Origin of the sequence: Paenibacillus sp. FSL H7-0737, from assembly GCF_000758545.1 — a bacterium.
Lineage (GTDB): Bacteria > Bacillota > Bacilli > Paenibacillales > Paenibacillaceae > Paenibacillus_AQ.
In genome coordinates this window covers 2532414-2547999 of the sequence record NZ_CP009279.1, presented here as the reverse complement: position 1 = coordinate 2547999, position 15586 = coordinate 2532414, and the positions used below count along the sequence as shown (strand labels likewise).

Sequence of the window (15586 nt, the reverse complement as noted above, 5' to 3'; positions counted from 1 at the left end):
AGTAATGTTTCTATTTCTATCTCCTCCTTGCGGACTCTCGTAGTATACTAATTGGAATAAGATGTAGATGTTTTATTTTGGATAAGGAGGTTTGAGATGGTAAATAGCTTCAAGAATGTAAAAGCGCAAGAACGAGTGTGGCACTCCTATGAGCAGATGATTGAGCAGTGGCCCATTCCGCTTGAGGAGATTGATGTTCCAACCACATATGGACTGACGCATTGTATCCTTGCTGGTCAAAAGAGTAATCCACCTTTACTACTGTTTCATGGTGTTGGTGATAACTCGGCGGTCATGTGGATCTTAAATATCGAGGAGTTATCGAAGCATTTTTATTGCATCGCGATTGATACTTTGGGTGGACCCGGAAAAAGCATACCTAACGAGCAGTTTAACAAACAGAAGTTTGAGCAAGTAAAATGGATTAATGAAATAGCGACGTATCTGAATATAGACGTCTTTAATATTGCGGGTGTGTCCAATGGCGCCTATATTGCTTTTAATTATGCGACCGAGCAACCGGACAAAGTGAACCGTGTCGTTTGTTTGGAGGGCGGGATGGTCACTGCACCGATTAAAGCCATGATCCAAACTTTAATGATGATGTTCCCGGAGATTCTGATTCCAACGGATCGCAATTTACTGAAAGTTCTGAAGAAGTTAAGCGCACCTCACTCCCCTTTATTTGACAACCATCCAGCATTAGCTGCTCATCTGATCCTTTTAATGCGCACTCATAATCAGCAAGCCATGTTTGTGCATAAGCTTCATCCATACGATAAAAACGCTGCAGTCGCAGTTAGAGACAAGCTCTATTTTCTAGTTGGAGAACACGCGCTAAAACAATCGAAGGATTTCATAAATATTTTAGAAGATGGAAAGTTCTATTACCAAGTCATCCCCCATGCGGGACACGGGATTAATCATGAGCAACCGGATAGAGTAAACACTGAGATCATCAATTTCCTGATAGACGATAAGGATAAATCACTTGCATCCAGATGAAAGCGCTACTATTATGTTTGTAATTACACATACCTACCCTAGATAAGGAGATGATTTCCATTAGATACGGAACATTAGCGCATACATTTGGTTGTTTACCCCTCAAATCGTTGACAGCAACGCTTCAGAATTATGATATCGATTTTGTTCAACTTGCTTTATCCAAAGCTATTCAGGACATCGATACCTCCACAGGTAAATTAAGTCCAGGCCTCGCAAACTATATTGGCGAACAATTTGACAGAGCAGGTATACGTATCGGAGTGTTAGGCTGTTATATCAATCCCATTCACCCGGATCCTGTTATTCGGAGATTAGAAATAGATCGCTTTAAAGAACATCTACGGTATGCCCGCCAATTCGGCGCCCCTATGGTGGCTACGGAGACGGGCGCACTGACTACTTTCCAAGCACAAGATCCGCTCCATTACGAAGAGATCGGCTGGGATATATTAAGGGCAACTGTACAAGAGCTTGCGGAGGAAGCTGAAAAATGGGGTGTTTTTCTCGGATTGGAGGGGGTCTGCACACATACTCTTTCTACACCAGACAAGATGCACCGCATCTTAGATGAAATCCCCTCTGGCAATATTGGGGTTGTCCTGGATCCATGCAATTTTATTGGTGACGCTGTAGATATGCAGGATCAAATTGTTGATGACGCCTTCAGGTTGTTCGGGGATCGGATCATTTTGGCGCATTTAAAAGACATCTATCAAGATGGAGAGAGAATTTACCACGGTAAAGCTGGTGGAGGGCATTTCCATACCGAAGCTTTCCTGAGCAAACTCCAAAAAGTCAAGCCCATGATCGACCTATCTTTAGAAGATATAACGAACCTCGAGATTAATGAGACCGTTGCTTTACTGAAGAATATTTCTCATATGGAAAAATAACGCTTTTCAAAATTAGCTAAATGGTACCTTTCTATGCGAGTTGAATAAAATAAGAAACAGAACGATTGAGTAACATCGTTTGACGATTAAGCCCTAACTTGGAAGGGACGGGATTACCGATGAGATTCACATTCCCTATTCTGACCTTATCTCATGGTGGAGCTCAACGCATGCTGGTAGAACTCGCCAATGGGCTAACAGCTATGGGGCATCAGGTTACTATCCTCATGCCTGTGGATGGGGTTGTTTCCTATGATGTCCGCTCCACCTTAATCCGTTCCACACATATGGAGCTTCAAGAACAGGACTATCCCATAGGCGATGTTATTGTTTCTAATTTCCATACGACAGTCCCTACCTCTCAAGCAGCTAGCAATCAAGGAAAAGGAATTCATGTAAGATTGTCATTATGTTATGAACCCCCCTTTTTACCAGATAGTTCGCTGTCGTTCCCTTCTTATCATGTCACAGAGCATCTAATTGTTTTATCGCATTGGCAGCAGGAGCTGATTCGTTTAAATCATGGGATCACAGGAAAAATCGTGCCCATTGGCATTAGCTCCTCCTTCAAGAATATGAATATCCGTTACAGTCTTCAGGAGCCTTTAAACATAACAGCTATATTAAGAAAAGCAGAACGTGGATTCTCATGGCACCGTGAGCAAGACTATCTTATAGAGCAGCTGGATCACGTGAAAAATCAATGTCCCAATGTAAATATTAACTTTATCAGTCCGCCCGACGAGTTCAATACTTCAGAAGTTCTCCAAAGAATGAAAGCTACTGGCAAATATCGATTCTTCACACCTGCTAATGATGAGGAGCTCTGTTACCATTACAACGGTGCAGATATCTTTGTTAGTTCTAGTATTTTTGATACGGGTTCTTTGCCGGGGCTTGAAGCCATGCGGTGTGGCGCAGCACTCGTCTGTGTTTATTCAGGCGGAAATATGGAATACGCAAATCACGAGAAGAATTGCCTGCTCTCCTATCGGTACGAGAATCGGCTTGGTGAAGATGTCATCCGCCTAATTCGAGACCCAAACTTAAGAACTAAATTAGCCGTACAAGGTGAAAGATCTTCCCTCAAATGGACATGGGCAAATAGTGTCAGGTTATTTGAGCAAGCGGTTAGGGACTTCTTGTTAAAAACTAGACGATCTTAAAATAGTGAAGCTACTCTCTCTTACGATAGTTGCCTGGTGAGACGCCATAACGTTCCCGAAATACCCTGTGGAAATAGGTGTAGCTTCCAAACCCCGTCTCCTCTGCTATTCGCTCTAAGGTATAATTGGTGTTGTCCATTAATCGAAGTGCCATAGCAAGCCGAATTTGCCCAGCATATTGCATAATAGAGTAGCCGAATTGAATTTTGAATACATGTACGGCCCTCGTTACACTAATTCCGGCATGGGCAGCTACATCCTTTAGCCTGATTTCTGATGTAGCATGCTCCTCTACATAACTCTTCATCTTAAGCCCGTGTAACAGTGAGGCTGATGATGATGCAGGTGCTTCTTCCATTGCCCGATCTAACAGCAGACATAGCGCTTTAAACAGCGCCTCAAGTATTTCAGAGCTACCCCCATCTAGTCTTCTATTCTCCAGATCAAGCTGTTGCCATATACTTTGCAGCTTGCCATCATCCGCAATTCTAACCTTCTTCGGTCTTTCGCGCAGGTTCCACCACTGATCCACCCATTCCCCTGTACACATTACAAAATAGTCCACACTATGTCCCAGCGGACTCTTCTTTTCCCCGATTCTCAGATCATATATATCTTGAGGCTTAAATAATAACAGATCACCAGGCACCACGGATACCATGTCCCCATCGATCAGTACTTCACACTCCCCTTCTGCTTGCAGCCTGATGATATAGGTATCCAGCCCACTGCGATATAATTGCCGAAAAGGCTGAGTATGGCGAATAAAGCCGCATAGGCTTATTTGGACACTATTAGTTTTTATAGCATTCACTCCTCTTCTCTAAGTAGTCGATGACCAGATCGTTGAGGTTCTTAGCCATATTGTTTCTTCAAAGAGCAGTGAATCTCCTTCTATAATAAAGACAGAATTTATATGTACAGGAGGTTACCAACCACTATGAGTAAAATTGTCCGCGTCATTCAAACAGCAAAAGAAACTACCGACCGTCTGACAGAAAAAGACCCTCTGATCTTCCTCCCCGATACATCAGGCGTCGAATCAGAGCTCATCAATATTTATGATGATCTGGAGTATCAGGAAATGGAAGGTTTCGGTGGTGCACTTACCGAGGCTTCTGCTGTTACCATCGCTAAACTAAGTGAAGCTAAACAAAAAGAAATCATCGACGCTTATTTTGATCCTGAGCACGGAATTGGGTATACTCTTTGCCGCTCGCATATCCAGAGCTGTGACTTCTCACTCGGCAACTATGCTTATGTAGAAGAAGGCGATGCAGAGCTCCGATCGTTCGATATTTCCAGAGATCAAGAGTCAATTATCCCCCTAATCAAAAATGCTGCAACAGCTGTTGGTGAAGATTTCCGTTTGTTCTCCTCTCCTTGGAGTCCGCCAGCTTTTATGAAAACGAACGGTCAAATGAACGGTGGTGGAGCTCTTAAGCCTGAATACCGTGAGGCTTGGGCCAACATGTTCGTAAAATATATTCAGGCTTACGCAGCTGAAGGCATCGATATTTGGGCTGTTAGTGTTCAGAATGAAGCGAAGGCTGTTCAAATCTGGGATTCTTGCCTTTATACTGCCGAAGAAGAAAAAGATTTTGTTCGTGATTACTTGGGACCTGCCTTGGAACAAGCCGGTTTGGCTCATGTAAAGGTTATGATCTGGGATCATAACAAGGAGCGCGTGTATGATCGTGCCAAGGTTGCTTTTGAAGATCAAGAAGCTTCCAAATACATTTGGGGAATTTGCTTCCACTGGTACTCCGGAGATCACTTCGAAGCCCTATCGGCCGTTCATGATCGCTTCCCAGACAAGAAGCTGTTCTTCAGTGAAGGCTGCCAAGAAGGTGGCGTTCATCTCGGCTCATGGAACACAGGCGAACGTTACGGCCACGATATCATTGGTAACCTGAACAACTGGATGTCAAGCTGGACGGACTGGAATATTGTCTTGGACGAGCAAGGGGGCCCTAACCATGTAGGTAACTACTGCGATGCTCCAATTATTGGCGATACGAAAAACGATGAAATTATATTTGAGAGCTCCTTCTATTACATCGGGCATTTCAGTAAATACATTCGCCCAGGTGCTAAACGAATTGGGCACTCTAAATATACTGATAAGCTTGAAACAACGGCTTTCCGTAACCCAGATGGCACCATTGCTGTTATCGTTATGAACCGCACGGAACAAGAGCTTCCTTTCACCCTGCGCTTCCATAACAACTTGGCTGAGAACATGATTCCGGCTCATGCCATTCAAACCCTGCTAATAAAGTAAAAAGAATAAGGAGGTTCTCTTTATGCCACTCGCATAGAGAGAACCTCCTTTGTTTAAATAAGTGAAATAGGATGTTACAGCCTAGCCGTCAGTATTTCACATAATACTCTATTCTACATTCACATAACGACTGTAAGCATCGGTACGAATTTTAACCAGCTTCTCCAGTCCCATTCCCCGCAGCTGTTTCACATAATCAGCCCAGCCCTCGTCAATTTTACCTGTAATTATAAACTGAGCACGCATTGTATTGACATAACTATCGATGTCCGTAGTCAAAGTCGGCAGCAGCTGAAACTCTTCAGCGGTGTACATTACATCAGGGAAAGGTGGCGTTGTATAATCGCTTCCCAGCTTATCGAGCTGCAGCTTCAGTCCATCTCCGGTTTTTGGGTTTAGAAAGATGGATTTTTCAAACTCTGGACTGACATATTTCGGCCCGAAATCCCGGAGTGATTGATCCCAATACCAGGCATCAGCACTGGTACCCATCGGTGGGTCCATCAATGTATAAGAACCGTTAATATTTTTCTTAATAACGGTGTCTATCGCTCCCCAGAAATTTTGAATGCTTGCTTCATTGGTGTAGAACTGATCAGCCCAGCGGGCAGCAATCTCTGGGTATTTGCAAGAAGTGGAAATTAGCAGCTCGTTGCGCTCCAGATTCATTCCATACGGATTTCCTATGGTGTAGCGCTTACCATCCGGTCCTGCAATCGGAGGAATCGTGATATATTGATCACTCCATTTGCCAAATACGGCATCCGGCGTCCACTGATACGAGAATCCTACGATAGGAGCATCCGGATTAAGAAACTTGGCTGATCTCATCGTTTCATCTTGCGTGAATAATTCTTTATCAAGCAAACCTTCGACAAACAATTTATGCTCCCATTTGAGCCCTTCTTTGTACGCCTCTGAAACAGGGTAATATACCGCATTTCCGTCCTGGACGACCATAAAGTTATTGTTCAGATCCGTGATTCCGAAAGGACTGATAAGATCATTACTTACTTCGATAACAGGTATCTCATCCAGCCTTCCATTCCCATTAGGGTCACGTTCTTTAAATGCTTTTAGCACGTTGTATAAATCATCAATCGTATCGGGAATCTTCAATCCCAATTTATCCAGCCAGGTTTTGTTAATCACGGGTTGGCGTGAGCTTTTAGGACGTAAAGGTAATCTTGCAGGCAAAGAGTAGATTTTCCCATCAGGAAAAGCACTGATTTTTTTCAATTCAGGCTCTTCCTGCATGGCTGCTTTGAGGTTAGGCATATAGCTTTCGATATAGTCATCAAGCGGCCTGAATAAGCTTAAATTATTGACGATATCCGAATCTCCGAAGGTCTCACTCCCTAAAATGATATCTGGAAGTGTACCGCTTGCCAGCATAATGGACTTCCGCTCACTCCAATCATTAGCAGACATCACCTGCCATTCGATTTTGACATTCGTATTTTTTTCCAAATCCTTCAGCCATTGATTCTGGATAAAGTTATCTCCCATGCTTCCCCACCGAACCGTTAGAACCTTCAGCGTCATGGGCTTATCCACGATTGGCAAACCTTCTTTATGAAATTGACCCGGATCAGATTCAACAGAGTTTACCCCTTTATCCCCTTTACAGGCTGTAAGGCTAGCAAGCAACGTTGTAACTAGAAGAATGACGGTGATTGTTCTATTGATACTGTTTTTGGGTTGCTTTTTCATTACGGTCTTGCTCCCTCACAAATGTTAGTTGAAAAGTAGAAGAGCTTATTCCTTCACTGCGCCGATCATTACCCCTTGGTTAAAGTATTTTTGCACAAATGGGTATACACACATAATTGGAACAGTTGCTACGATAATAACCGAATACCGCATCATATTTGCGAGCCGTAACGCGATTTGTGCGGCTTCTCCGGTCCCCATACCAGACTGCATCTGATTGGTAATCAGAATATTTCGCAGGATCAGCTGCAAAGGATACATATTAGGATTTTTCAAATAAATCAAGGCATTAAAATATGAATTCCAATAACCTACAGCGATCCATAAACCTAACACTGCAATAATAGCCTTCGACAACGGTAGAACTATCTGTGCAAAATAACGGAGATTGCCACATCCATCAATTTGCGCTGCTTCCCATAAATCGCCCGGAATACTAGTCTGGAAAAAAGTTCGTGCCACTATGATATTAAAAACTCCAACTGCGAAAGGAAGTACCATTACCAAGAAAGTATCATAGAGATGGAAATCACGAACCGTTAAAAAAGTAGGAATCAACCCCCCGTTAAAGAACATTGTAAATATGAAAAACAGCGAAATGTATTTCCGCCCCACAAGGTCCTTTCTTGATAACGCATAGGCAGCTGAAATATTAACTACTAAACCGATTGCAGTCCCAACCACCGTGTACAGGATGGTATTCCAATACCCGATCCAAATATTCTCATGACGAAGCAGCTCTTTATAACCATCAAAGGTAAACCCTTTAGGAAATAGCCAAACTTGACCTCCAGCAACCGCAGAAGGATCACTAAACGAAGCAATGACGATAAAATACAGCGGATAGATCAGGATGATTAGAAAAATTGCTGATATAACGTACATCACAATTTCCATTATAGTATCTGAGGAGCGATTCTTCTTTATTTTTCCTACATTTCCTTTAGTCGCCGTCTCTAAGCCTCCCATTTCAATGCTCCTCCCTTCTACCACAAGCTATTTTCGCTTAACTTTTTAGAAATCTGATTGACCATGATCAATAAAATAAAATTAATGACCGTGTTGAACAGGTTGATCGCCGACGAAAAGCTATACTGACTGCTGAGCAGACCAATTTTGTAGACATAAGTAGACAGAATTTCACTTGAAGTGATGTTCAAGTCATTTTGCATTAAGTACACCTTTTCAAATCCAACCCCTAGCAGTCCCCCGACCCGCAGGATAAGCAATGTTATCGCTGTTGGCATCAGCATCGGAATATCGATGTAACGAATTTTATGCATCCGACTTGCGCCGTCTACGGTTGCAGCCTCATACAAACTAGGATCAACAGCAGAGAGAGCAGCGATAAAGATAATGCTGTCCCAGCCGACATGCTGCCACACATCCGACCAGACGTACACACTGCTGAATAATCCGGCAGAGCCCATTAGATCAGGAGCTTCTTTTCCAAAAAGACTATATACATTGCCCAGTAGGCCGGTGCTAGGTGAGAACAGAATCATCATTAAGCCCACCATAACTACGGTTGAGATAAAATGTGGCATATAGGATACCGTCTGAAAAAACCGTCTGAAACGGTTTGGTCTCATCTGGTTAACCATCAGCGCAAGTATAATCGGAATCGGAAACGTAATCAGACTGTACACACTGATGATTAGCGTATTTTTGATCGTGGCAGAAAATTGATAGGAATTAAAAAACTTCTCGAAGTATTTGAATCCGGCCCATGGACTTCCGCCTATTCCTAACGCCGGGCTATAATCCTTAAAGGCAATGAGCACCCCATACATGGGTTTATATGCGAATAATAACGTAAGGACTACTGCAGGAAAAAGCAACGTATATAAACCCCAGTTTTGTTTGATTTGTCCGAGTTTCCGACTCAAATGAATTGGATCAGATTTCATAACATCCCCTCCTTATTAAAAATAGAGAATGCTACCCCACAAATTTATGTAGGGCAGCACCTTTTTCGAAAGACGAATAGGTTATTTCACACTCATATAACGACTGTAAGCATCTGTGCGAATCTTAACTAACTTTTCAAGCCCCATTTTATTAAGCTGTTTGACATAATCATCCCAGCCTTCGTCAATTCCGCCTTTGCTAATAAATTGAGCGCGCATTGTATTCACATAACCGTCGATATCCGTGGTCAAGGTTGGCAGCTCCTCGAACTCATCGGAGGTGTACATAACGTTAGGGAAAGGCTCTGTTACAAATTCACTACCCAGCTTATCCAGCTGCAGCTTCAGTCCATCTCCACTTTCAGGATTAAGAACGATTTTCTGTTCAAAGGACGGGCTCACATATTTCGGTCCGAAATCTCGAAGAGACTGATCCCAATACCAGGCATCTGCGCTGGTTCCAGCTGGTGGATCCATCAATGTATAGGTGCTGTCATCATTCTTCTTAATTACAGTTCCAATCGCACCCCAAAAATTCTGAATGCTCGCTTCGTTCGTGTAGAACTGATCTGCCCAACGCGCAGCAACCTCTGGATACTTACTCGAAGTAGTAATCAGCAGTTCATTACGGTTAAGACTCATCCCAATTGGATTACCGATTGTATAACGCTTACCATCCGGTCCGGCAATCGGTGGAATCGTCACATATTGATCGCTCCATTTACCAAACACAGCGTCCGGGGTCCACTGATACGTAAAGCCTACGATTGGAGCATCCGGATTTTGGAACTTCGCCGATCTCATCGTATCATCCTGAGTGAATACCTCTTTATCTAATAAACCTTCCGCATACAATTTATTTTCCCATTTAAGGCCTTCTTTGAACTCCTCCGAAACAGGGAAATAGATCGCTTTTCCGTCCTTGATGATCATATTGTTGTTATTCAAGTCGGCAATTCCGAAAGGACTGATCAAGTCATTCCCAATTTCAATAAAAGGAATCTCATCTTGTTTGCCATTTCCGTTTGGATCTTGTTCTTTGAAAGCTTTAAGTACGTTGTATAACTCATCAATCGTTTCAGGAGCCTTCAGGCCCAATTTATCGAGCCAAGTTTTGTTAATCACAGGCTGACGAGAGCTTTTTGGACGCGATGGAAGTCTTGTTGGCAGTGAATAGATTTTCCCGTCAGGAAAAGTGCTGATTTTTTTCAACTCAGGCGTTTCTTCCATGGCCGCTTTAAGATTTGGCATATTTTTTTCAATATAATCATCTAACGGCCGGAAAAAGCTTAGATTATTAACGATATCAGAATCTCCGAAGGTTTGATTTCCGAGGATAATGTCTGGAAGCGTACCGCTAGCCAGCAGAATGGACTTCTGTTCGGCCCAGTCATTGGAGGACATCACTTGCCATTCGATTTTGACATTTGTATTTTTCTCCAGATCCTTCAGCCATTGGTTCTGCGTAAACGTGTCTCCCATGCTTCCCCAACGTACGGTCAGCACCTTGAGTGTTACAGGCTCATTAACAATTGGCAGACCTTCTTTGTTGTAACTGCTCGTCTCACTAGTTGCAGCATTATTCCCGTCTTTTCCACCGCAGCCAGCAATACCAAATACCATAGCCGCCGCCAGCAGACCCACAGTCCATTTCTTTGCCGTCTTTTTCTTACTGTGTTGACTCATCCTCTTAATCCCCCATTTCAATTAATCAAAGATTATCTGAATAGCTTAATCATAACGTCTTATTTTTTCGTATTCCGGACCCTTTAAGACGGTTATCCAGACCTTTGAATCCGCTTACAAAAAACACAAAATCAAAAGCCTTCGCTTGAAGGGACTTAATAACAGTATCCCGACTTCTGTATGTGCTTTCCGGACTTTGCGGTAAATCGCTAGTGAGTTCTCCTGTATTTTTCCTGCAGAGGTCTTATAATGATTTTATGAACAAAAAAACAGCGAAGCACAAAACCTACCCCATTCGTCATTATATAAAAGTCATGATGGCAGTCTCGTTCACAGTCCTCATTCTGGATTTAGCGATCAGCATTACTTCCATTTCTATCGTTAAGCAACAGTCCACTCGAAATTTACAGGATACTGCGGCACTCTACATTAATCGTATCAATCATGATTTCGCTTACATTAATCACTATATGGGCTGGACGCTTGGGAACGATGAGAGCTTGCTTGCGATGAATACTTACGGGGTCAACAGTATCGAGTTCTTGAAGGCAAATGATAATCTGCATAAACGCTTTACCGAGCTGCAAAAAAACTACGGACATGAGTACAACTTTTTCTACTATTTGAAAAATGAGAACTACTTTTTAAATTGTGCACCGATCAGTGTGACCTATACGGATTACAGGCAGCTCAAAACGAAGATTATTTCTTATATTGATGATAAGGAGATGTATGAGAAGTTTTATTCCAAATGGACGCCAATCCTTGTTAACAACCACTACTACGTGATTAATATCGTTCCCTATTACAATCGTTATTTAATTGGACTGATCTCCGCCGATAATCTGATCCGTCCTCTACGCCAAATTAATTTGGGTGCCAATGGTTATGTTTCTCTCGTAGATGAGAATGAACAGCCTTTATCGAGTCCCATATCGAACAGCGGAAAGCTGATAACGGAAGAGGGAGGCTTCTCAAATCTTTTGCAATCGCGTACAACAATCAACAGCGCCTTCTCAGACACCACCTTTAGCACTAAAATGGTCATTAAATATGGCATATTCGAAAAAATCATCATTGCTCAGCTGCTTATAATGTTACTCTTCTTCATTGTCACTTCCACTTTATGCATCGTCCTGCTGTTTTTCAAGAAAAGAGTACTAGGCCCGATTCAAAGCTTCTCTGAGAACCTTGCTTTCATTAATGAGGCTGGGCAACCCGCAGATTTCAAAAGCAGTGAGATTATAGAGCTGGAACAAGCAAACACACAGTTTAAAGATTTAGTTGATCAAATCAAAACCTTCAAAATCGCTATGTACGAGCAGGAACTGGAGAAGCAGCGGATACAACTGGATTATATGAAGCTACAGATCAAGCCCCACTTTTTCTTAAATTGCCTGACTAGCATCTATAGCATGGCCCAAATTGAAATGTATAAAGAAATTGAGAATATGACGTTATCTACGTCGAAATATTTCCGTTATATTTTTCAAAATGGTGAGAATTTTGTCCGGCTGGAGGATGAAATTGAACATGTCCGAACCTATCTAGAGATTCAAAAGCAACGATATCAGGATGCATTTATTTACAATATTGAGCAAGAGGATCAGGCAAGCTGTGTGGAAATCCCGCCATTAGTGCTGCAAACCTTCATTGAAAATTCTATTAAATATGCGATTTCACGAGAACATGAAGTAGAGATCAGGCTTACAGTCCAGCGATTACGGATTGAAGAGGAAGACATGCTCGTTATCCAGCTCACCGACACCGGTCCCGGTTTTCCACCGCAAGTGTTAGAGAAGCTTAATCTTGGTGAGCCCTTGGATCAAAGCAACGGTATGCAGATCGGTATTATGAATACGCTTAAACGGCTGGAATATCTCTATTTAAAAAGAGCAACTATCACCTTTTCCAATTTGGAGAGCGGCGGCGCTAGTGTAATCTTATCTCTTCCGGAGCTTCCTAAAAAAATCTAAATGAATGGAGAGCTAACTATGAATGTACTGCTTGTTGATGATGACTTTTATGTTATTGCTGCATTGCAAAAGAGAATAGATTGGGAATCGTTACACATTGATACTGTCTATACAGCAAATAATGTCGCTCAGGCACGTGAAATAATAGAAAAGCATTCTATTCAAATTCTAATTTCGGATATTGAAATGCCTCAGGGCAGCGGATTGGAATTACTGGCATGGATTCGCGAAGGGAATTATAGTATTCAGACTATACTTCTTACTAATTATGCGGATTTCAACTATGCCCAGAAAGCGATTGAATTGCAAAGCTTTGAATATTTTCTGAAGCCCATCGAATTTGATAAGCTGATGCTGATTATCCATAAGGCTGTCACACAGGCTAAAGAGCAGCAAAGAAATGAAAAAGCCATTCAAGGCGGTTACTTTTGGCAAAAAAACCAAGCGAAGATTCTCGAGCATTTTTGGCGTAAGTTGGTTAGTGGAAGCACATCATTTCCGATTAAATTAGCGGACATCACCCTTGCCATTGAGGAACAGAACCTCTCCTATCAAATGAGTGACACTCTGCAGCCTTTAATCTTTAACCTATTTCCTTACAACGGCAGTATGGGAAAAGAAGAGAAGGATCTTTTTGATTTTGCTCTGCTGAACGTATTATATGAATTGTTACAGAGTCCTTGCTTTACCATCGAGAGTATTCTGGAATATAAAGATTATAATTGGATCGCCATATTAAAATGGAATCAGACACCCGACACGTCCTTGCTTGAAGAATTATGCTCTTCCTTTATTCAAAAGGCGATTCCTTATTTAAAATGCGACGTCTGCTGCAATATTGGTTTATACGATAAACTGAATCATGTGGGGAATGTTCTGAAACAATCGCTTCGCATGGATGAGGAAATTACGAGATGCAGAAATCAGACTTTTTTAGTGGAAGCCTATCTCTATCAAAATAAAACTGGCTATACGCCACCGGATCTTGTCTATTTGGAAGAGCTGCTGAACCAGAATCAGTTTACTACTTTTCTTGAGGAAGTTACGAAATCTCTAAGGGTTATGCTTAACAATAGAACTCTGGAGACCTCTGTCCTTAGCTTGTTCCGCTTAGATATTGTTCAGCTAGTCTATTCATTTCTCAACCTCAAAGGGATACGGTCACACAAACTATACTCCGGCAAAACTAACGATAAATTATCCTTGCACTCTCTGAACTCGATCGAGGATATGGAAGAATATCTTAAATATCTAGTGACTACAGCGATGAAATACCGTGAGTTTGCCGCACAGACCAAATCCGTCGCGGAGGAAATCAAACAATACATTCATTCGCATTACGGTGATGATCTGACACGAAATGATTTGGCCGAAATTGTCTACCTCAATCCTGATTATCTGGCAAGAATATTCAAACGAGAAACTGGTGTTTCATTAGGCAGCTACGTCATCCAAGTTAGAATCGCGGCTGCAAAGCATCTATTGGAAACCACAAATATGTCTGTTTATACTGTCGCAAACAAGGTTGGCTATAACAACTACTCCTATTTCTCTAAGCTGTTCAAACAAGAGGTTGGACTCCCTCCCAACGATTACAAAAAAGAACAACAATACAATCCAGCATATTAAAAAGAGGGTGTCTTAACGACGAAAACCCCCAGAGTCAAAATCATGACTACTGGGGGCATTTTTGTTAAGCTTGAATCGCTACATATTTGTCGCCAAGCAGATTTTTAAAATAAGTGCGGTTATATAACATGCTAGGATGGGACGGATAAAAGTTCAACGCCGTTTCATTATGATGATTCGCTAACTCGTGTTGGCCAAGGCGATCATAACAGAGTGCCAATTGGAGATGCGGCAGCCAGGTATAAAAAATCCCATTTTTCATCCCCATCGAATCGTTATCCCGTGGCAGCTGTATCGCAAGCTCATACCAGTATGTTGCTGGGTGCAATTGACCCTTTTCCAATAGAAGGGCCCCAAGTCGGCAGCAGAACTCTGAACGTGGTTTATCGTACTGTAACGTTCTGCATAATGCTTCATATGCACCGTCTTTATCCCCCAGCCGTTCCCGGCATTCGGCAAGCCTTAAGCAAGCTTGAAAATTATCTTCTATCCAGCCCTGTCCACCCGCCAAAAACAGCTCGTAGTATTTGCAAGCCTCTTCATTTATAGCATGATCCCTTAATTCATTCGCATAATAATACTGATCCCTTGGAGAGAATGCTTCACCCTCGGCCACTCTTTTTTGGTAAATCCGCAAATTACGGTCTGTATATTCCTTATCCTTCTCATGGGTAATACAGACATCGCTACTAAAGGAAGGGCCACTTACCTCTAGATATTCATGTACTGGGCCAATCCATTGAAAATTGCAGCTCCGGCGAACTAGCCGATTCCGACGCAAGCTAGCTGTGACATTCCCCGCCTCGTCAAAAGCCAAATTATACTGCATGTTCACGCTGTGAAAATGCCCTGGCAGAATCTCCTTTAGCTTTTTAAACAGAATCTGATCCGCTTCCTTTATATAGTCATCCGCATCCAGCCACAAAATATACTCCTGAGTAGCTTTACTGAAGGCAAAATTACGTGCGGCACTAAAGTTATCGATCCATTCAAAATCGTAAATCACAGCTCCGTAGGACATTGCGATCTCTTTAGTCTTATCCGTCGAGCCTGTATCCACGATAACCACTTCATCTACAAGATTTGCAACGCTAGACAAACATTTATGCAGGCTTTTTTCTTCATTTCGTACAATCATACATAAACTAATCGTGACCATACTCGCCCTCCTAAGCGTTTTGTTTAAAATTTCTTTCTATATTGATATGCAGGGTTAGTGAAATGGAATCCTACACTTGCTTTTTAGAAAGACTTAGGTGCTATTTTTTGTTATAATCAATGCAATGCGTTGTTTATAAATTCAGACATATATAAAGGGGAC

12 protein-coding genes are annotated in these 15586 nt (G+C 42.2%); 6 read left to right on the top strand and 6 right to left on the bottom strand.

All coding sequences use genetic code 11. The annotated features are described in order from the left end of the window. The first annotated feature begins 96 nt into the window (after positions 1 to 96). The 3 genes from H70737_RS10750 (at position 97) to H70737_RS10740 (ending at position 3067) form a co-directional block, all read left to right on the top strand. Positions 97 to 1005 carry an alpha/beta fold hydrolase gene (locus H70737_RS10750; RefSeq protein ID WP_042187084.1) on the top strand — a complete coding sequence of 303 codons (909 nt, stop codon included), beginning with the start codon at positions 97 to 99 and terminating at the stop codon, positions 1003 to 1005. A gap of 50 nt (positions 1006 to 1055) precedes the next feature. After that, a complete protein-coding gene (locus tag H70737_RS10745) occupies positions 1056 to 1901 on the top strand; it encodes a sugar phosphate isomerase/epimerase family protein (protein WP_042187082.1) in 846 nt (281 codons plus the stop codon). Positions 1902 to 2020: 119 nt separating this feature from the next. Continuing rightward, the gene (locus H70737_RS10740; protein WP_042187080.1) at positions 2021 to 3067 is read left to right on the top strand and encodes a glycosyltransferase family 4 protein; all 1047 of its coding nucleotides are present in this window, start codon (positions 2021 to 2023) and stop codon (positions 3065 to 3067) included. 10 nt (positions 3068 to 3077) lie between these two features. On the opposite strand, the gene H70737_RS10735 is transcribed toward H70737_RS10740, so the two are convergent. Further along, positions 3078 to 3881: an AraC family transcriptional regulator gene (locus tag H70737_RS10735; RefSeq protein WP_081951089.1), complete on the bottom strand. Its 804-nt coding sequence runs from the start codon at positions 3879 to 3881 to the stop codon at positions 3078 to 3080. Positions 3882 to 4007: 126 nt separating this feature from the next. Between H70737_RS10735 and H70737_RS10730 the strand changes: the two genes are divergently transcribed. Next, positions 4008 to 5351: a glycoside hydrolase family 30 protein gene (locus tag H70737_RS10730; RefSeq protein ID WP_042187078.1), complete on the top strand. Its 1344-nt coding sequence runs from the start codon at positions 4008 to 4010 to the stop codon at positions 5349 to 5351. A 108-nt stretch (positions 5352 to 5459) separates the two neighbouring features. On the opposite strand, the gene H70737_RS10725 is transcribed toward H70737_RS10730, so the two are convergent. From H70737_RS10725 to H70737_RS10710, 4 genes are all read right to left on the bottom strand, one after another. Beyond that, the gene (locus tag H70737_RS10725) at positions 5460 to 7064 is read right to left on the bottom strand and encodes an extracellular solute-binding protein (RefSeq protein WP_042187076.1); all 1605 of its coding nucleotides are present in this window, start codon (positions 7062 to 7064) and stop codon (positions 5460 to 5462) included. A 45-nt stretch (positions 7065 to 7109) separates the two neighbouring features. Then, positions 7110 to 8033 carry a carbohydrate ABC transporter permease gene (locus H70737_RS10720; RefSeq protein ID WP_042187073.1) on the bottom strand — a complete coding sequence of 308 codons (924 nt, stop codon included), beginning with the start codon at positions 8031 to 8033 and terminating at the stop codon, positions 7110 to 7112. Between the two features lie 17 nt (positions 8034 to 8050). After that, complete coding sequence (locus H70737_RS10715) at positions 8051 to 8974, bottom strand: ABC transporter permease (RefSeq protein WP_042187071.1); 924 nt, start codon at positions 8972 to 8974, stop codon at positions 8051 to 8053. Between the two features lie 81 nt (positions 8975 to 9055). Continuing rightward, positions 9056 to 10660, bottom strand: a complete 1605-nt coding sequence (locus H70737_RS10710) for an extracellular solute-binding protein (RefSeq protein ID WP_042187069.1) — start codon at positions 10658 to 10660, stop codon at positions 9056 to 9058. 257 nt (positions 10661 to 10917) lie between these two features. Here H70737_RS10710 and H70737_RS10705 point away from each other — a divergent pair, with 257 nt between their 5' ends. Both H70737_RS10705 and H70737_RS10700 read left to right on the top strand, forming a co-directional pair. Beyond that, positions 10918 to 12636 (top strand): sensor histidine kinase, encoded by a 1719-nt coding sequence (locus tag H70737_RS10705; protein ID WP_042187067.1) that lies wholly within the window; start codon positions 10918 to 10920, stop codon positions 12634 to 12636. Between the two features lie 18 nt (positions 12637 to 12654). Further along, positions 12655 to 14265: a response regulator transcription factor gene (locus tag H70737_RS10700; protein WP_042187065.1), complete on the top strand. Its 1611-nt coding sequence runs from the start codon at positions 12655 to 12657 to the stop codon at positions 14263 to 14265. Positions 14266 to 14329: 64 nt separating this feature from the next. Here the strand turns inward: H70737_RS10700 and H70737_RS10695 are convergent, their stop codons facing one another. Then, complete coding sequence (locus H70737_RS10695; protein WP_042187063.1) at positions 14330 to 15424, bottom strand: glycosyltransferase family 2 protein; 1095 nt, start codon at positions 15422 to 15424, stop codon at positions 14330 to 14332. Between the last annotated feature and the right edge of the window lie 162 nt (positions 15425 to 15586).

What these genes read in the sequence shown, in the direction of transcription:
- H70737_RS10750 (WP_042187084.1), top strand. Translation starts at nt 97, where the DNA reads ATGGTAAATAGCTTCAAGAATGTAAAAGCGCAAGAACGAGTGTGGCAC.
- H70737_RS10745 (WP_042187082.1), top strand. Translation starts at nt 1,056, where the DNA reads ATGATTTCCATTAGATACGGAACATTAGCGCATACATTTGGTTGTTTA.
- H70737_RS10740 (WP_042187080.1), top strand. Translation starts at nt 2,021, where the DNA reads ATGAGATTCACATTCCCTATTCTGACCTTATCTCATGGTGGAGCTCAA.
- H70737_RS10730 (WP_042187078.1), top strand. Translation starts at nt 4,008, where the DNA reads ATGAGTAAAATTGTCCGCGTCATTCAAACAGCAAAAGAAACTACCGAC.
- H70737_RS10725 (WP_042187076.1), bottom strand. Translation starts at nt 7,064, where the DNA reads ATGAAAAAGCAACCCAAAAACAGTATCAATAGAACAATCACCGTCATT.
- H70737_RS10720 (WP_042187073.1), bottom strand. Translation starts at nt 8,033, where the DNA reads ATGGGAGGCTTAGAGACGGCGACTAAAGGAAATGTAGGAAAAATAAAG.
- H70737_RS10715 (WP_042187071.1), bottom strand. Translation starts at nt 8,974, where the DNA reads ATGAAATCTGATCCAATTCATTTGAGTCGGAAACTCGGACAAATCAAA.
- H70737_RS10710 (WP_042187069.1), bottom strand. Translation starts at nt 10,660, where the DNA reads ATGAGTCAACACAGTAAGAAAAAGACGGCAAAGAAATGGACTGTGGGT.
- H70737_RS10705 (WP_042187067.1), top strand. Translation starts at nt 10,918, where the DNA reads ATGAACAAAAAAACAGCGAAGCACAAAACCTACCCCATTCGTCATTAT.
- H70737_RS10700 (WP_042187065.1), top strand. Translation starts at nt 12,655, where the DNA reads ATGAATGTACTGCTTGTTGATGATGACTTTTATGTTATTGCTGCATTG.
- H70737_RS10695 (WP_042187063.1), bottom strand. Translation starts at nt 15,424, where the DNA reads ATGGTCACGATTAGTTTATGTATGATTGTACGAAATGAAGAAAAAAGC.